The sequence below is a fragment of the Shewanella sp. LC6 genome (assembly GCF_006385735.2).
GTDB lineage: Bacteria > Pseudomonadota > Gammaproteobacteria > Enterobacterales > Shewanellaceae > Shewanella > Shewanella xiamenensis.
Genome location: NZ_CP043902.1, coordinates 4,572,848 through 4,591,665, shown reverse-complemented (window position 1 = coordinate 4,591,665; position 18,818 = coordinate 4,572,848). Strand labels below are relative to the sequence as shown.

The window sequence follows — 18,818 nt, the reverse complement described above, 5'->3', positions numbered from 1 at the left end:
TCTGTCTGGCTTTTTACTTGGGTTAGGATTAATGCCCATATCCTAAGGTTTCAATTTTTTCGATTTTTTGATCGGTTGCATAAACCCGCCGCATCAATCGTGTTGGGCCAAAATCATAGGTCCACTCAGCATATTCTATCGGCAACTTGCTTGGATCAATCACGATATCACCCGCGGAGTTTCGATAAGTGGCGGGTTGGCTGTATTCTTTGGCTTCGTTTGGCGGTCCGCACTTTTCTAACACTGCGTCTAAGGGATCGCCTACGTTGATGACGAATTGCTTACAGCGCATAGAATCTGTCGCTAAGGCTGGCAAACTCGCCGCCCACAGTATTAACAACACATAATACTTCATCGGTTTGTCCTAGCAGTGATTAACCTTTCTCAAATTGATTCGGTGAATTGATTTAGCCGTCATTCCGCAGCTAATTCCAGAATTTAAATAGTGTGATCTGGCGATCAGCTTTTCATAAAAACTACGACACCATCTTGACCGCGATCGACAGTTTTGATCTATTACTGCTATTTGACGGTCTCAAAATATGTCTACCCATCCTGTTATTAAACGCTTAGATCACCTTGGTCTCATTGCCGCCTTTTGTCACGAAATTGGCCTGCCACGGATGATAGATGCCGTTATCCCAAAATATTCTGACCACAATGTTTCTCATGGTGACGCGGTATTGGCCATGCTCCTAAATGGACTTGGCTTTCATAGCAGAACACTGCACATGTTCTCGGACTTTTTTAAGACCAAGCCTGTATCTAAGCTACTCGCCAAAGACATTGAAGCACACCACCTGACTGATGATGTACTAGGCCGCACATTAGATGCTCTATACGAAGCCGATGTCTCAGCGCTCTATCAGGTTATTGCTGAGCGTGTTGTTGATAAACTGGGCTTGACGACCGATTCTGTTCATCTTGATATCACTAGCTTCCACGTTGATGGTGAGTATGCACAAGATGAAAACACCAACGTGATTAAGCTTGTAAGAGGTTATAGTCGGGATCATAGGCCAGAGCTTAACCAAGTCGTGCTTGAACTCATCTGTGAAAACCAAGCAGGTATTCCTGTTTACATGCAAGCACTGAGTGGTAACACCAATGATGCCAAGGCATTCGCTGAAGTCACTAAAAGACACATACATTGCCTAAAAGCCGCGCAAAATAGTCGTTACTTTATCGCTGATGCCGCTTTGTACACCGAAGAAAGCATCTCCTCGCTAGATGAGCAAAATCAAAAATTCATTACCCGTGTCCCCATGACCATCAAGCTCGCAAAACAAGCACTACTTGCGCTAGAGCCAGAGCAATTAAGCACTATCGGTCATGGCTACTCAGGATGTTGGATAGACTCGGATTACGGAAAGGTCAATCAACGTTGGTTGCTCGTTCACAGTGAACAGGCCACCAAGCGGGAAGAAATCACTTTCTTCAAGAACTTAGAGAAAAACATAGCAAAAGAAATCAAAGCGTTGGAAAAGCTAAGTAAAAAACCATTCGCTTGTGAAGTTGACGCAGAATTAGCGTTTAACGATTTCAAGAAACAATGTGACTTACTTGGGTTTGAACAAGGCACTCTCATCAAACAGCCGACTTACTCTCATTCGGGCCGCCCAAAGACAGATGAAGCACCGACAGGATACCAATACTTTATCGAAGCCGCCCCCTTCACCGACCTAGAAAAAGTAAAACTGGCTAAGCTCAAAGTAGGCATGTTTATCCTCGCGACGAATGACACCGACAATGAAGCACTCACCATGGCGGCTCTTCTAGCACATTACAAATCGCAACAAAAAGTCGAGCGCGGCTTCCGTTTTCTAAAAAGCCCTGAGTTTTTAACCTCTTCCATCTTCTTGAAAAAGCCTGAGCGCATTGAAGCGTTGCTAATGATAATGACGTTGAGCTTGCTTGTTTACGCTAGTTTAGAACACAAAATCAGAGAACAACTCGCACAAACCGAAGCGTTCTTCCCAAGTATGGTAAAGAACAAGACGACCTCCAGACCGACGGCACGTTGGGTCTTCTTGCAATTCGAAGGCATAGATACGCTAGAGATTAACGGCCAAAGGTTCATCACTGGACTTCAAGATCACCAAACACAACTACTCAAATTACTCGGTAGATTCTATGAGGTAGTTTATTCCTAAATTAGCTGCGGAATGTCGGATTTAGAACACCTTATCAAGCTCCAATAAACTCTCTAATTGATGATGGGCGATGATCCATTTTGCTTCACCGCGTTGTTCTGGCGCAGGAATCGCAACGGTTTGCATATTGGCAGCGCGGGCTGCGATCAGACCATTAAAAGAGTCTTCAATCGCGAGGCAATAACGCGGGTCGACTTCTAAGGCGGCCGCGCAATTTAAGTAAACCTCTGGATGCGGCTTGCCATAGGTGAGGCCTTCGGCGGATTGTACCGCCATAAACTCATCACTTAGGCCGAGCTTACTAAGTACGGCTTCGATAATGGTGTAAAAAGAGGAGGTGGCTAAGCCTATCTTTAAGCCTTTGGCTTGGCAGTAATCAATGGCTTGCTGAACGCCTTGCATGGCTTCGCCTGTTTTCAGGATCTCCTCAGCAACCCTATCAACAATGGCGTTGCTGACCTTGGCATTATCGTAATCGGCCCAAGGCGCTTTGTGATACCAATAATCGACACATTGATCGATACGTAACCCCGTGGTTTGTTGAATCGTTTCAATAGTGACGGGTACGCCAAGTGCCGATAACACTTCATATTCAACCCTTTGCCAAAGGGGTTCTGAATCAATTAACACGCCATCCATATCAAAAATAACGGCTTGAATACTGAGGGATGTCATTACTACTCCAAAGGACGGGAAATGGGTCATTCGAGCTTGAGTGTAAGTTTAAGCCCGTCATCTTCAAAGCCTAAACACACAAAGTTGAGAAATATTTTTGGCGGAAAGGAATTGATGTCCAAAAAAATAATCGTTCGATTTTAAATTGATTAACTTATGTTAACTATTTGTAGGTTATGGTTTTTTATCTGTTTTCAAACTATTGTCTAATTTCCATTGTTTTATTGTTGCCGTAAGTTGAGTTGCACCTCCGGATTTAGCCCTTATTTCGTCTTTTGCCGAGTGTGACCTGATTCATACTTTTGCAAAGCTGTAGTATACTGCTGGCCGGAAATACGGGTCGATCATGTCGGACTGTCAGCTTCAATTGAGAAGACGTGCAGTTTCGTTGTTAGAGCGCCAAACAAAGAGGAATGTTGCCGTGCTAGAAGCATATCGTAAACACGTCGCAGAACGTGCTGCAGAGGGCGTAGTCCCTAAGCCATTAGATGCACATCAAGTGGCTGAACTGGTTAAATTGGTTCAAAATCCCCCCGCTGGTGAAGAAGCTGTTATTCTTGACCTGCTCGAAAATCGAATTCCCCCCGGTGTTGACGAAGCCGCCTATGTAAAAGCCGCTTTCTTAGATGCGGTTGCTAAAGGCACTGCAACTTCACCCATACTATCTGCCGAACGTGCGACTGAGTTATTAGGCACTATGCAAGGTGGCTATAACATCGAGCCGCTGATCGCTCAGTTAGATAACCCCGCTCTGGCGCCTTTAGCTGCTAAAGCCTTATCTCACACTTTGCTGATGTTTGACTCTTTCCACGATGTGGTTGAGAAAATGGAAGCCGGTAACGTCTATGCTAAACAAGTGGTTGAAGCGTGGGCAAATGCAGACTGGTACTTAAGCCGTCCAAAATTAGCGGACAAAGTCACCCTGACCGTATTCAAAGTCTCTGGTGAAACCAACACCGACGACCTGTCACCAGCACCCGATGCTTGGTCACGTCCAGATATCCCATTGCACGCCTTAGCTATGCTGAAAAACGCACGTGATGGTATCGAGCCAGATGTACCTGGTAGCGTAGGTCCAATCAAGAAATTAGAAGAACTGAAAACCAAAGGTTTCCCATTAGTTTACGTGGGTGACGTTGTAGGTACTGGTTCATCACGTAAATCTGCGACTAACTCAGTACTGTGGTTCATGGGCGATGATATCCCATTCGTACCTAACAAACGTGCTGGTGGTTTCTGCTTAGGTGGCAAAATTGCGCCGATTTTCTTCAACACTATGGAAGATGCGGGCGCACTGCCAATCGAACTCGACGTCAGCAAAATGGAAATGGGCGATGTGATCGACATTTACCCATATGCTGGTGTTGTTAAGCGTCATGGCTCAGATGAAGTGATTTCTGAGTTCAGCCTGAAAACCGACGTACTGTTAGACGAAGTGCGTGCAGGTGGTCGTATTCCACTGATCATCGGTCGTGGTTTAACTGACAAAGCACGTGCAGTATTAGGTTTACCAGCCTCTGACGTATTCGTACGTCCTCAAGACATCGCTGATAATGGCAAAGGTTATACGCTTGCACAGAAGATGGTCGGTAAAGCCTGTGGCGTTGCTGGCGTGCGCCCAGGCCAATACTGCGAACCTAAGATGACTTCTGTAGGTTCACAGGACACTACCGGTCCTATGACCCGTGACGAGCTGAAAGACTTAGCTTGTTTAGGCTTCAGTGCCGATTTGACTATGCAGTCATTCTGCCACACTGCCGCTTATCCAAAACCAGTTGACGTTAACACGCACCACACACTGCCAGACTTCATTATGAACCGTGGTGGTGTGTCGCTGCGCCCAGGTGACGGTGTTATTCACTCATGGTTAAACCGTATGTTATTACCAGACACAGTTGGTACTGGTGGTGACTCACATACGCGTTTCCCAATCGGTATTTCATTCCCAGCGGGTTCTGGTCTTGTTGCCTTCGCTGCTGCGACCGGTGTGATGCCTCTGGACATGCCAGAATCAGTATTAGTACGCTTCAAGGGCAAGATGCAACCTGGTATCACCCTACGTGATCTAGTACATGCTATCCCATTAAAAGCGATTGAAATGGGTCTGCTGACTGTTGAGAAGAAAGGTAAGATCAACATCTTCTCTGGTCGCGTACTGGAAATCGAAGGCTTAGAAACCCTGAAAGTAGAACAGGCATTCGAACTGTCTGACGCCTCAGCAGAACGCTCTGCAGCGGGTTGTACTATCAAGTTAGACAAAGAGCCAATCATCGAGTACCTGAACTCTAACATCACTATGCTGAAGTGGATGATCGCTGAAGGTTACGGTGACCGTCGCACGATAGAGCGTCGTATCAAAGGCATGGAAGAGTGGTTAGCGAACCCTGAGTTGATGAGTGCTGACGCCGATGCCGAGTACGCAGCAGTAATCGAAATCGATCTGAACGAGATCAAAGAGCCAATCCTGTGTGCGCCTAACGATCCAGACGATGCCGTGTTACTGTCATCTGTTGCGCAAACGAAGATTGACGAAGTGTTCGTGGGTTCTTGTATGACTAACATCGGTCACTTCCGTGCGACTGGTAAGATGTTAGATAAGTTTGCTAAGACACTGCCAACCCGTCTTTGGATTGCACCACCGACTAAGATGGACAAAGACCAACTGACCGAGGAAGGCTACTACGGTATTTTCGGTCGCGTTGGTGCGCGTATCGAGATCCCAGGCTGTTCACTGTGTATGGGTAACCAAGCACGAGTGGCTGAAGGTGCGACAGTGGTTTCTACTTCTACCCGTAACTTCCCGAACCGTTTAGGTACAGGTGCTAACGTATACTTAGCGTCTGCGGAATTAGCGGCAGTGGCAGCATTGTTAGGTCGTCTGCCTACGGTTGAAGAATACCAAGAATACGCGAAAGAGTTAGACGCAACTGCAGCTGACACTTACCGTTACTTGAACTTCGATCAAATCGATTCTTACACTAAGAAAGCATCACAAGTGATCTTTCAATCAGCTGTATAATCGATTGATATGATAATGAAAAAGCCAGCGAAAGCTGGCTTTTTTGTTTCTATTGAATGCTTTGCTCTAACTGTTTATGCGCAAACAATCACATAGCAACTTAACGAAAGACAGAGGATAAATTGATTATTTATCGGTCAGATATCTCTTTAGCGCAGTGTTTAGCGTGGCTTATCATGCCGCATTAAGCTTGCTGGGCGTGCTCTGAGTATTTGCTGTGCAGCACTTCGAGGAGCTTATCCTCTAACTCGAAACGCGTTTCCATGGTATGCGCCAGTTCGGAGAGATCTTTATCGAGCTGATACATCACTTGATCGTCCTGCGTTTCAGCATACTTATCGTTAAAGTCTAGCGCTGCGTTGGTCGTTGGGGTGATCTTAGGCAAAACCTGTTGAATAGCCGCTTTGCAAGGGGCGCCAAATTTTTCGCAGGCGTTAATCACTTGGTCATACACTTCGAAATGACCTTCAGAAACGTAATCCACTAATAAATCACAAAATGACTTTACGTTCTCAAAAGAGGGAAGCGATTTTTCCGCATTAGTGTAGGGCGGTAGCCCAGCAATTTGGCAATAATGCACCAAGAGTTTGCGACGATTTTCTAGCCATTGATCTATAAGCTTATTTGAACCGCCCCACTTTTGTTCTGCTTTTTCGAGTTCTCTCAGCATGATGCATTCCATTTAAGTGCTAGGACATAACTCTAATGTAGGGGAGAAATAGCTCTTCGATCAACCCTTTTTATCGGGATTTGCGATAATTGGTAAATGGACAAACCAGCTGTTTTGTATAAAAAAATGTGGAAATAAAAAGCCCAACGATAGAAACCTATCGTTGGGCGAGTAATGTATATAGCAGGCTCGATGCGACGAGCTTCTTGATTGTTCTTGCTAGCGCAGACTTTTTATACCAAAGGCGGGGAACTGGTGCAACTTTTTTCTGTCTGACTGTGACTTTGAGTTCGATTAATAAACAGTATGTTATCTGGCTAGCATTTTGAGGATAACTGCTTAAATGGACAGCAATGATGGGGAATAGCTCACATAAATTATCTCATATTGGTTACATTATTCGCGTAAATGCTAAACTACCGACCCAGCGGATCTCAATAAAAGTCTAGGAATCAAGCCAAATGGCAGAATTAAAGAATGATCGTTATTTACGCGCCCTATTAAAACAGCCTGTCGATATGACTCCGGTTTGGATGATGCGTCAAGCAGGCCGCTACCTTCCTGAATATAAAGCGACTCGCGCTCAAGCGGGCGATTTCATGTCTTTATGTAAAAACCATGAATTGGCCTGTGAAGTGACACTACAACCGCTGCGTCGTTATGAGCTGGATGCGGCGATTCTGTTTTCCGACATTTTGACTGTTCCCGATGCAATGGGATTAGGTCTGTATTTTGAGGCGGGTGAAGGCCCACGTTTTGAGCGCCCAACAGATACTATCGATGCCATCAAAAAATTATCAATCCCAGACCCAGAAGATGAGCTGGGTTATGTGATGAAGGCCGTTAGCACGATTCGTCGTGAACTGAATGGCCAAGTGCCATTAATCGGCTTCTCTGGTTCTCCTTGGACTCTAGCCACTTACATGGTTGAAGGCGGTTCGAGCAAAACCTTCGAAAAAATTAAGAAAATGGCCTACGCCGAGCCTGCTGCATTGCATATGTTGCTTGATAAGCTTGCAGATTCAGTGACCTTATATTTAAACGCACAGGTAGCTAATGGTGCGCAATCTTTAATGATTTTCGACTCTTGGGGCGGCGCGTTATCGCACACTGCTTACCGTGAGTTCTCACTGCGTTATATGCAGAAAATTGTTGATGGCTTAACTCGCTTTGCTGATGGCCGCCAAGTGCCAGTGACCTTATTCACTAAGGGCGGTGGTTTATGGTTAGAAGCGATGGCTGAAACGGGCTGTGATGCTTTAGGTTTAGACTGGACTGTCGATATTGCTGACGCCCGTCGCCGTGTTGGTCATAAAGTTGCTCTGCAAGGCAACATGGATCCATCCATGTTATATGCACCAATCCCACGTATCGAAGAAGAAGTCGCTCAAATTCTGGCTGGCTACGGTGAAGGTACAGGCCATGTGTTTAACTTAGGCCATGGTATTCACCAGCATGTGGACCCAGAGCATGCAGGTGCCTTTATTAAGGCGGTTCACGCTCAATCTAAGCAGTATCATAAATAAGCTGCACTAAATAACAAACGGACCTGAGGGTCCGTTTTTTATGGCGTTTATCACAGCGTCAGAAACTTCCACTTGGGCGTTGTTAATTGGGTATTAACTTGTGGTTTAGCGAGTGCATTAATTAATCGCGTGCTTTATAGCGTATGTCTCCGCGGTGTTAGTGCATTGGAGCTCGGTTACCATCTAACTTTTTAAAACTTTTTATCGAATAGCTGCGTTAAATCAAAGGCGTTTAAAGCAATTAAATGCATGCTATTGCCTACTTTAGCAACGGATAAAGCAAAGTGATATTTAATACTATTTGCAAATGAGATATGTTGCATGGCGCTATAAGGGACTAAATAAAGCCGTTTGTTAATTTAATTACGTAAGCCGTGGTAAAAGATGCACATAGGCAACAAAATATTGGTATTTATTGCAGGGTTCTGTTTACCAGCCGTTGTGCTTGTCTCCTATTGCCTCGGGGTTTGGTTTGACCATAGGGTCGAATTGTTACGTCAGGATAATGTACAGCGCGAGCTAGCGAATATTCAGCAGCAGTTCCGCATCGATGTCGATCGGTTAGGGTTTCTCACTAATATTTATGCCTCCCCATTAGCTCATCTCGATAGCGAGCAGTTAAAATCTCTCGAGTCTTCGTGGCTTGAGAGCTCCATGTCTGCCAATTTAAGTTGGTTTATTCTGCGAGATGGAAATTTGCAGAGTGTTTTTCAAAATGAGCAATCAATAGCTGATGTGAATCGGCAGGAAATCGCCAAGGCGATAACGACGCAGGCTAAGCCTGAGTTTGCCAGCGCCTATTTAATTGGCGATAAAGGATATGTCGTCACTGCGGTCGCTTCACATTTGGGTGAGTATGTGCTGTTAGTGCGGCAACTTACTGAGCGCGATCTACTGGAATACGCCCAAACCTCCCTTGTCGCGCGGATCAGCATGTCTAATGCTGTAACAACACATAATACCTTACATCCAAGTTCGGTTGCGCTGCCGAGTCTCATTAGTCAACAACCAATCTATCTTCAGGTTGAATTTTCTGATGATCCTTTTCGAGATGTAAAGCTTAGTCTCGACTGGGTGTCGCTTGCGGTGATATTGCTGGGGGGTATTCATTGTCGCCTTGGGTTATGTTTGGTTGCGTTCAGGCCTGTTACAGCCCCTTAATAGCTTGATGCAGCAATTAGCGCTCGTTGATCCTATGGCGAGTGTATATCGGCCTGTGACCAGCGAGGGTAATGAAGAGTTATCTGTATTGGCGAATCGCGTAAACAGCTTACTCGCGAGGATTTATCAGCAGAAAGAGCGCGGTAAAATAACCTTAGAGTCGATTGCTGAAGCCGTTATCTTGACCGACATCGATGCAAACGTCATTTACATGAATCCAAAGGCTGAAACACTGCTTGATGTGGCCAGTTGTGATGCCGTTGGTGAGAGTCTTGCTAGCTTATTAAAGGCTGGAGAGCAGTTAAATCAAGCGGTATTTCACTGTATTCGCCTTGGCGAAACGACACCTCAAGTCGCTAAAATCAAACTGCTAACCACAACGCCACGGATTATTGAACGTAGCATTAGTAATGTGCTTAATCATGAAAAAGAGATTGTCGGTACTGTAGTGGTACTGCGGGATATCACCCAAGAAGAACGCCTTAAGCACCAGCTACAAAAACGTGCAAACTTTGACGGTATTACCGGGTTACTTAATCGCCAAGCGTTTGAAGAACAACTGCCCGAGTTCGCCGGTCAAACGAGGAGCCTTGCGGTATGTTATTTGGATTTAGAGCAGTTTAAGTTGATCAATGATAGTTGTGGCCATACTGCAGGTGATGGCATGCTGGCCATGGTCGCTAAGGCAATCCAATCATGTCTTGGGCCTCAGGAGTTATTCGCTCGCTTAGGTGGGGATGAGTTCGGACTGGTGATCTGCGATCGCTCGGCGTTAGCCGTTGTGCAGTTGCTAAAACACATTATTACCCAGGTATCGTTGCAAGTGTTACACGATAAAAATTGCAACTACAAAGTCGGCTTAAGTATTGGTGTTGCCTTTGGGCGTGCGCCCTATATCAATGCGCAGGAATTACTCAAGGATGCGGATATCGCTTGTATTGCCGCTAAAGCTAAGGGCGCCAATCAAATCCATATTTATGATGATAAAGATAAAGAACTGACCTACCAGCGTAATGCGCCTAAATGGGCGATGCGTATTGCCCAAGCAATTGAGGAAAATGAACTCTTGCTCTACTACCAGCCCATCCAAGGATTAGGTGCGAGTTCTAAACGCCAACGGATGGAGATTTTGCTCAGGATCCAAGAGCCTTGTGGTCGCATTTTGGCGCCTGCCCAGTTTATTGCTGCCGCGGAGCGTTTTAAGTTGATGCCTGAAATTGATAAAGAAGTGATACGTAAAGCCTTTTTATGGCTGTCGCTAAATTCGCAGCTTTGGCCGGATCACTGCATTTCAATCAACCTTTCGGGCAATAGTCTCGGCGCCGAAGGCATGGTGGAATATATTGCTAAGCAGCAGCAGATTTTTGATATTCCTAGCCAATGCGTTTGCTTTGAAATAACCGAAACGACTGCGATTCAAAACCGTCACCGCGGCATGGAAATGCTCAGGCAATTGCGCAAACTCGGTTTTTCCTTTGCATTGGATGATTTTGGCAGTGGCTTTGCTTCCTACGGCTATTTACGCGAACTGCCCGTGGACTACGTCAAAATCGACGGCTGCTTTGTTAAAAACCTTGCCGTCAATGCCAAGGACTATGCCATCGTGAAATCTATTCAAGACGTTTGCCGAGTAATGGGAATTGAGACGGTTGCCGAATTTGTAGAAAACCAAGAGATTATCGAGAGATTACAAGCGATTGGTATCAACTATGCTCAAGGTTATGCGATAGGACGGCCGCAACCTCTAGCAAGTTATTGTGAGCAGTTTGAGATGAGCTTAGCGCAACGCGCATAGGGGATTGCGCTTTTTAGGTGATTATGCCAATTTACCCTTAACCAAAGTTAACATATTAGTAACAAGGATATGGTTATGGATGGACTGACGGGTAAAGTGGTTATTATTACAGGGGCTTCTGAAGGTATTGGTCGTGCGCTGGCGATTGCCATGGCGCGGGTAGGATGCCAACTTGTATTGAGTGCTCGCAATGAAACGCGTCTTGCCTCACTTGCCCTCGAAATTGCTAACTATGGTCCTACTCCCTTTGTTTTTGCCGCTGATGTTAGCAGTGCCTCCCAGTGTGAAGACTTAATTCAAGCCACGATTGCCCATTATGGCCGTCTCGATATTTTGGTTAATAATGCGGGCATGACGATGTGGTCGCGTTTTGATGAGTTAACCCAACTAGCGGTTCTTGAAGATATCATGCGCGTTAATTACTTAGGCCCTGCCTATTTGACCCATGCCGCCTTACCCTATTTAAAGTCGAGCCAAGGTCAGGTAGTGGTGGTGGCTTCGGTGGCTGGGTTAACAGGCGTACCGACTCGTAGTGGTTATGCGGCGTCTAAGCATGCAGTTATCGGTTTTTTTGATTCGCTGCGGATTGAGCTTGCTGACGATAATGTGGCCGTGACGGTGATTTGCCCTGATTTTGTCGTCTCGCAAATCCATAAGCGAGCCTTAGATGGTGCGGGTAAGCCACTCGGTAAATCGCCAATGCAGGAAGCTAAAATTATTTCCGCAGAGCAATGTGCCGACATGATGCTACCCGTGATAGCAACCCGAGGCCGGCAGCTTATCACTTCTCTTCGCGGCCGGCTCGGGCGTTGGCTTAAGCTGATTGCACCGGGTTTAATCGATAAAATAGCCCGTAAAGCAATTGCCTCAGGCCATTAGCTTTTATTGAGGTGTTTAACGATGGCTTGTTCAGCTTCATTTTGGGTTGCCTTATCACCATCAGCTTGGATGTTGGCTGTTGCCTTATGGCCTGTGAGATCCTCGGCAATATGAAGCCAGTCAGGATGCCAGTAAAAATTCTGTCCCGACAGTGTTTGCCAATTATGCACGCCGGACTTTTCGCCTTGATAAATAATGTCTTTGATTGAATAACCCATAGAAAACCCCTGATTTATTATTGGATATCATTATAGAGGTCAAATAGTGCGCTATCCACTTCGCAACTTGTGTGCGTTAGATCACGCTTTTAGGCAAAAATAAACCTCGCATTTGCGAGGTTTATTTTTTATTGCACTTAATTTTCAGTGTCTTAACGTCTAGTGTTTTAACGTCTAGGGTATTAAGGTTTCGCGCATTGGTTAGGTGAGCCTGTGCCTTTCCAAAGTGTGCTGCTATCGCTCAGTGACAGTGGGATAAAGGTTAAGCCTTGGCTCATATTAGCGGGTGGTAAATCAGTTTCGAGCTCATACATACCCATTGGTACCGTGCCAAGGGTGGCGTTTGCTGTGACTTGCATGGCTGCAAGACTAGAGTAACGCAGTCCTAGCATATCGAAATGGCTGCGCCAATCTTTGCCTGTGAGTTTGCTTAAGGAAACCAACATAAAGTCATTGCCAGGAATATCTCTGACCGTTTTACCACCGTAGACGCTATGGCCATCGAAGGGGAACAAGTCAAAACCGAGTTTACTGCGGTTTGCCTCCCAATCGCTGGCGTTATTAGCGTATTTACCGAAAATACGGCTATGCTGATACAGCAAGGTAAAGAGATTAAAGCCATTACTTAAGGTTGTGCCATCACTTAGCGTCATGCCATGGGCCTTGAGGGCCATTTGGATATAAAACCCCATGCGATAGCCATTATGTACCGCATAATCATTACTTGCCCAAGGTGCGGTATATCGGTCTTCGCCGATATCTAACACTTTACAGTTAGCGCCAAAGACTACACGTTTGCCACTGGTATCCTTAGTGCCTATGGCATCGGACATAAACACATAAAAGAGATCTTTGTGATTCATATGACCATCATTGATGGTGTTGGTATTACCATCACGCAAATAATGGGTCTTCCATAGCACCACATAGGGGAAGATATTGTTGGAGTTTTCTCCTGCACGGCTGCCATAACCTGTCCAATTATCGCTATTGGCGACAGTGGCATATTGCACATTGAGGCGGTTGGTTTGCAGATTATGGCCAAGTTCATGGTTATCTCCCCAACCCGTGGGTGAAATATTCCAGGCGGCATCCCAAGGATTGCCACTGCAACCCGATCCACATTGGGCATTCTGGTCATAGTTAGCGTGTTGGATGATGCTGCGGGTATGCAGACTGGCATCGGTGCAATCGGCGCCAAACAGCGCCTGACAGCTTGATAGCACCTCGGCGGGTAACGACTCACTTAAGCTTTTACCTTGGATCTTAAGTCCTGCTAAGGTGTAAACACTATTGATATGGTCCTCGACGATGCTTTTGAGCAAGGCGGTAACATCGGGGATCTTACCGCCAATGGCATTCATAAAACGGTCGCGGCGTAAATGCTGTTCAGCGCCATCAGTGCGCAGATCCACATGGGGCAGCTCAGTGTTTTGGATTTTGTCATTGAAGGCCGTGATTTCAGCAGGATTAGAAAAATCCATGATGCTCGGGTGCTTAGCCACATTTTTTGCTTGCACATCGACACTGAGCGCGCCTTCGCCGCCACTGATATAGAAATAAATCGGGCCGCCATAGGGGGTTGAAAACTCGATGCTTTGCCCTTTGGCGAGCTTAAGGCGCTGCTGCGCTAACTCAAGCGGCGCGCGATAAACCTTTTGTTCAAAGGCGCGGTTGGTATTGCGTCTATGATAATTGAGCTTAATTTCGACGTTGGCATTGGTGCTATCCAAACGACTGAGCGTGATGGTTTGTCCCGGTAAGGCGTACCAGCCTGAGCTGGTCCATTGACCCGTATAAGGTACGCTAATGGTTTTGCGCTCTGATACTGTGGCCGGATAAGCGTAGTGAGCATTAGTGCCTTTACTTAGATTGGCTCTGTCGGTGACATATTCCCCTAAATCGGCTTGGGCAAGGTTATGGGCGCGGGCGTAGCTCACTGTCCAATCGGCAAATAGTGCTTGCTGCCATTGGGTGAACTCGCTGTAGGCGATGGGATAATCAATTTCACTACGGTATTTATCGGCGAGCAGTAAACCGGCCTTTATCAGTGGGAAGTTAGTGCGACTAAACACATCAATGCCATTGATATCTAAGGTTTCAGCGCTGCTGCGATACCAGTCGGCACCCGCTTTAAAGGCCTCAACAAAGGCGCTTCTATTACAGCTTAAGTAATTGCCTGTGCAGTCATTTAATACCTGCGTGTCAAAGCGCTGCTCCCGCAGATTTGCCAGTAGTTTTTTAACATCTTCAAGAGCTTTATCTTCAGCCAGAATGCTACTTACACTCAGATTGTCGGCGTTGAGTTTCGACCAATAGTTGCCCGCAGTCGATAGCCCCATTTCAAGGTAAAGGGGAGAGAGCATTGGGCTCTGTTCGCGTCGATAATTTGAGAGTAGCAGGGGAATACCCGCAGCCTTGGCTTTGGCAATCGCCGCTTGAATGCCCGCGTAACCTAGGTTGTCGCGGTCAATATCGCTGATAACGATTAAATCGGGTTTTAAGGTATCGATACAGCTGGCGAGGGCGCTGTAGTCGCAGCTATTGGCGGTATTGATACTGTGAGCATCGGGATAGTACTTGCTTAGCCAAGTGCGGATCCCTTCGTTATGGGGGAAATACCAACTGTCGGCACGGCTCGGCATTTGGGCCGTGACTATGCTGAGTCCATCCTGTTGATCGCCACCTTTAGTCAGCCATGAGATGAGATTTTTCAACAGTATATCTGTCTGCGCAGAAGTGTTGACGCTAAATAAGTTGCCGCCCATAGCGGCATAACGTTGTCCCTGTTGCTCGCCCGCCATCACTAGGCCGCGAACAGCACTGGCACCACTGCCATCCACATTTGATGGCAGTAGGGTAAAAGTGTTTTCCGGCATAAAGCTCGAAAAGGTAATGGAGTCGTGGGTCGGATGCCAGCTAATGCTGCTACCTACACCTTGATAGAGCTGGGTGATTTGCGTTTTACGCACGGTATCAATTCTGGCCAGTTCAGCAGTGCTGAAGTCAATCAGCTCAATAGCGCTGGCAAGGGTATGATCTTGATGCCGAATGGCATTTTCAGCATTGCTGATAAAGGCTGGAGTAATCGTGCAATCCGCCGACATCTCCGCTGTGGTATAAGTTAACTCGGCTAATGAACCGCCACAGCCACTAATATTTTCTAGTACAAAGCCTGCGTCCGCTTGAACACTAAAGCTGGCTCTTTTGCCCGAATCGACTTTTTGGCTTGCGGGAGTGAGTTTGCCGCCCGATACCTGACTTGCACTGGCGGTATATTGGGTGATAGTCGGTGGCTGAACGGGTGGTGTGGTGGTGCTCGCATCCTCAGAGCCGCCCCCGCAACCGCCAATCAGTAAGGCGATGGCGGTAGATATAAGTCTAATCTCCATAGGGAGTCCTTATTATTTTTGGAATTAACAATTATGCAGCATTGTAGCGGAATAATACGGGCTAAAGTAGATAATATCTTAATAAAATTTATATAAATCATTACCTTAAATTTGACGATCGTCAAATTTAAGGCATAAAAATACCGGCATTACGCCGGTATTTTTAGTGGGATTAACCCTTAGCTCTGTTGTTCACGGGCAATGGCGCGATAGCCAATATCGGTACGGAAATACACATCATCCCAATGGATTTCATCAACCAATTGATAAGCGGCTTTTTGTGCTTCGGTCACTGTGTTTCCTAAGGCTGTAGCGCATAACACGCGGCCGCCATTAGTGACTACATGGCCGCCTTTCATTTCAGTACCGGCGTGGAAGACCTTGGCATCGTGATTACCTAGGCTTAGGCCGTCAATCACATCGCCTTTGCGGTAGTCGTCTGGGTAACCGCCTGCGGCCAGTACTACGCCAACTGCGGCGCGCTCGTCGTACTCAGCGGTGACTTTATCTAGCTCGCCGCGGGTTGCGGCTAAACAGAGTTCAACCAGATCTGATTTTAAGCGCATCATAATAGGTTGGGTTTCTGGATCGCCAAAGCGGCAGTTGTATTCCAGTACCTTGGCGCTACCGTCTGGTGCGATCATTAGACCTGCATACAGGAAGCCAGTGTAAACATTGCCTTCAGCCGCCATGCCATCAACCGTTGGGCGGATAACATTAGCAATTGTCCAATCGTGTACGCTTTGGGTGACCACGGGCGCTGGTGAGTAAGCGCCCATGCCGCCAGTGTTTGGACCGTGATCGGCATTATCGCGAGCTTTATGATCTTGGCTGGTCGCCATGGCGAGGATATTTTTGCCATCGACCATCACGATAAAGCTGGCTTCTTCGCCTTTTAAGAACTCTTCGATGACCACGCGTGAGCCGGCATTACCAAACTTGTTGCCCGCGAGCATATCATCAATCGCAGCATCAGCTTCGGCTTGGTCTTGGGCGATAATAACGCCTTTACCTGCGGCTAAACCGTCGGCCTTGATCACTACTGGATAGCCTGTCTTGCCCGTCAGTTCACGCACGAAGGCTTTAGCGTCTTGGATTTCGGAACAGTTTTTATAACCGGCGGTTGGGATATTGTGGCGCGCTAAAAAGTCCTTAGTGAAGGCTTTTGAACCTTCGAGCTGAGCTGCCGCCTTCGTTGGGCCGAAAATAGGTAAACCCGCAGCGTTAAAGGCATCGACCACGCCTAATACCAGTGGCGCTTCCGGGCCGACGATGGTGAGTTCGATTTGATTAGTTTTTGCAAAATCGAGCAGTGCAGGAATATCCGTTGCGCTGATGTTGATATTTTCTAACTTTGGCTCGAGGGCTGTGCCCGCGTTACCCGGTGCAACATAGACTGTGTCTACCTGAGCCGACTGTGCCGCTTTCCAAGCTAGGGCATGTTCGCGGCCGCCGCCACCAATAACTAATACTTTCATGTTAAGTCATCCCTTTGAGTTTTAAATTCTTGTGGTTAGATTCTTAGTGCTACAGAGTGCGATAAACGAAACAGCCAGCACTTGGCGTGCTGGCTGTAGGTGGCATTAGTGACGGAAGTGGCGCATGCCCGTCATTACCATGGCCATGCCGTGCTCGTCGGCAGCGGCGATGATTTCAGCATCGCGCATTGAGCCACCCGGTTGGATGATACAGCTAATGCCCGCCGCCGCTGCGGCATCGATACCGTCGCGGAATGGGAAGAAGGCATCGGACGCCATCACAGAGTTAACCACTTCTAAGCCTTCATCGGCAGCCTTGATACCGGCAATCTTAGCGCTGTAGACGCGGCTCATTTGGCCGGCACCGACACCGATGGTCATGCCGTCTCTAGCGTAAACAATCGCGTTAGATTTAACGAACTTAGCCACTTTCCAGCAGAACATTAAGTCCTTCAGCTCGCTCTCGGTCGGTTGACGCTTAGTCACGACTTTAATGTCATCTAAGCCAACCATGCCTTGGTCGCGGTCTTGCACCAGCAGGCCACCGTTTACGCGCTTATAGTCTAAGGTCTTGGTCTTAGTATCCCATTGACCGCACTCTAACAGACGCACGTTGGTTTTCTTGGCCACTACATCGCGGGCGCCTTGGCTCACGACTGGCGCAATAATCACTTCAACGAATTGACGCTCAACGATAGCGCTAGCGGTTGCTGCATCTAACTCGCCGTTGAAGGCGATAATGCCGCCAAAGGCTGACGTTGGGTCAGTTTGATAGGCGCGGTTATAGGCATCGAGCAGATCTTTACCCAGTGCAACACCACATGGGTTAGCGTGTTTAACGATAACGCAAGCGGGTTCGCTGAACTCTTTCACGCACTCAAGGGCGGCATCGGTATCGGCGATATTGTTGTAAGACAGTGCTTTACCTTGCAGTTGAACTGCCGTTGCGACTGAGGCTTCGTCGATCTTAGTGTCAACATAGAAGGCCGCAGTTTGGTGGCTGTTTTCACCGTAACGCAGATCTTGCTTCTTCACTAATTGAGTGTTGAAGGTGCGTGGGAACTTTGAGTCTTCGAAGCACTCATCAGTGCTATGCGCTGGAACCATAGTGCCGAAGTAATTGGCGATCATGCCATCGTAACCCGCAGTGTGTTCGAAGGCGGCAATCGCTAAATCAAAACGGGTTGCGTGAGTCGTGCTGCCATTGTTGGCGGCCATTTCGGCTAATACGCGATTATAGTCGGCCGCATTTACCACGATAGTCACGTCTTTATGGTTTTTCGCCGCAGCGCGCACCATAGTCGGGCCACCGATGTCGATGTTTTCAATCGCATCTTCTAAGGTGCAACCAGCTTTAGCAACGGTATCGGCAAAGGGGTAGAGGTTAACCGCAACCAGATCGATTGCATTGATATTGTTAGCAGCCATGACATTTTCATCAAGACCGCGACGCGCCAAAATGCCGCCATGCACTTTCGGGTGCAGGGTTTTAACGCGACCATCCATGATCTCAGGGTGTCCTGTATAGTCAGATACTTCGATAACAGGCACGCCGTTATCCGCTAACAAGCGAGCGGTACCGCCCGTTGACAGCAGTTCAACGCCTTGGGCGTGTAATGCTTTGGCGAATTCGAGAATTCCGGTTTTATCTGAAACGCTTAACAGCGCGCGACGAATGGGTCTGGCATTATTTGCAACAGTCATTTGGGTACAGGGTCCAGTTATTTTAGTTTCAAGGATCTTTCGGAAAACAGAACAACTTCAATCGGTTCTGCTTTCCAAAAGCCCCTTGGTCCTACTTATATTTTTTGTCCCAACGTCAGGCGCGCGTATTCTACCGTAAAACGGGATT

Annotated in this window: 11 protein-coding genes and 1 pseudogene; 5 read left to right on the top strand and 7 right to left on the bottom strand. The window is 47.1% G+C overall.

Annotation, left to right across the window (positions count from 1 at the left end):
• Window positions 1-28 precede the first annotated feature (28 nt).
• The gene (locus tag FJD32_RS20555; RefSeq protein WP_037413600.1) at window positions 29-355 is read right to left on the bottom strand and encodes a DUF2845 domain-containing protein; all 327 of its coding nucleotides are present in this window, start codon (window positions 353-355) and stop codon (window positions 29-31) included.
• A gap of 187 nt (window positions 356-542) precedes the next feature.
• Here FJD32_RS20555 and FJD32_RS20550 point away from each other — a divergent pair, with 187 nt between their 5' ends.
• Window positions 543-2,153 carry an IS1634-like element ISSpu7 family transposase gene (locus tag FJD32_RS20550; RefSeq protein ID WP_011787758.1) on the top strand — a complete coding sequence of 537 codons (1,611 nt, stop codon included), beginning with the start codon at window positions 543-545 and terminating at the stop codon, window positions 2,151-2,153.
• Between the two features lie 21 nt (window positions 2,154-2,174).
• Here the strand turns inward: FJD32_RS20550 and hxpB are convergent, their stop codons facing one another.
• On the bottom strand, window positions 2,175-2,828 hold the full coding sequence (gene hxpB, locus FJD32_RS20545) for a hexitol phosphatase HxpB (RefSeq protein WP_140906844.1): 654 nt from the start codon (window positions 2,826-2,828) through the stop codon (window positions 2,175-2,177).
• 421 nt (window positions 2,829-3,249) lie between these two features.
• Here hxpB and acnB point away from each other — a divergent pair, with 421 nt between their 5' ends.
• The gene (acnB, locus tag FJD32_RS20540; RefSeq protein WP_047535159.1) at window positions 3,250-5,847 is read left to right on the top strand and encodes a bifunctional aconitate hydratase 2/2-methylisocitrate dehydratase; all 2,598 of its coding nucleotides are present in this window, start codon (window positions 3,250-3,252) and stop codon (window positions 5,845-5,847) included.
• A gap of 184 nt (window positions 5,848-6,031) precedes the next feature.
• Here acnB and rsd read toward each other — a convergent pair whose 3' ends face one another.
• Complete coding sequence (rsd, locus tag FJD32_RS20535; protein WP_086023981.1) at window positions 6,032-6,517, bottom strand: sigma D regulator; 486 nt, start codon at window positions 6,515-6,517, stop codon at window positions 6,032-6,034.
• 461 nt (window positions 6,518-6,978) lie between these two features.
• Between rsd and hemE the strand changes: the two genes are divergently transcribed.
• The 3 genes and pseudogenes from hemE to FJD32_RS20520 all read left to right on the top strand — a co-directional run bounded on the left by hemE (window position 6,979) and on the right by FJD32_RS20520 (window position 11,878).
• Window positions 6,979-8,043 (top strand): uroporphyrinogen decarboxylase, encoded by a 1,065-nt coding sequence (gene hemE / locus FJD32_RS20530; protein ID WP_037413592.1) that lies wholly within the window; start codon window positions 6,979-6,981, stop codon window positions 8,041-8,043.
• Window positions 8,044-8,427: 384 nt separating this feature from the next.
• Window positions 8,428-10,999, top strand: a pseudogene (pdeB, locus tag FJD32_RS20525) (cyclic di-GMP phosphodiesterase PdeB).
• A 75-nt stretch (window positions 11,000-11,074) separates the two neighbouring features.
• Window positions 11,075-11,878, top strand: coding sequence for an SDR family oxidoreductase (locus FJD32_RS20520; protein WP_055648707.1), 804 nt, complete (start codon window positions 11,075-11,077; stop codon window positions 11,876-11,878).
• Here FJD32_RS20520 and FJD32_RS20515 read toward each other — a convergent pair.
• From FJD32_RS20515 to purH, 4 genes are all read right to left on the bottom strand, one after another.
• On the bottom strand, window positions 11,875-12,096 hold the full coding sequence (locus FJD32_RS20515; RefSeq protein WP_037413589.1) for a hypothetical protein: 222 nt from the start codon (window positions 12,094-12,096) through the stop codon (window positions 11,875-11,877). The genes FJD32_RS20520 and FJD32_RS20515 overlap by 4 nt on opposite strands.
• Before the next feature lie 182 nt (window positions 12,097-12,278).
• Entirely contained in the window at window positions 12,279-15,488 is a 3,210-nt protein-coding gene (locus FJD32_RS20510; protein ID WP_140906843.1) for an ImpA family metalloprotease, read from the bottom strand.
• 179 nt (window positions 15,489-15,667) lie between these two features.
• Window positions 15,668-16,966 (bottom strand): phosphoribosylamine--glycine ligase, encoded by a 1,299-nt coding sequence (gene purD, locus FJD32_RS20505; protein ID WP_140906842.1) that lies wholly within the window; start codon window positions 16,964-16,966, stop codon window positions 15,668-15,670.
• A 105-nt stretch (window positions 16,967-17,071) separates the two neighbouring features.
• Complete coding sequence (gene purH / locus FJD32_RS20500) at window positions 17,072-18,670, bottom strand: bifunctional phosphoribosylaminoimidazolecarboxamide formyltransferase/IMP cyclohydrolase (protein ID WP_055648704.1); 1,599 nt, start codon at window positions 18,668-18,670, stop codon at window positions 17,072-17,074.
• Window positions 18,671-18,818 lie beyond the last annotated feature (148 nt).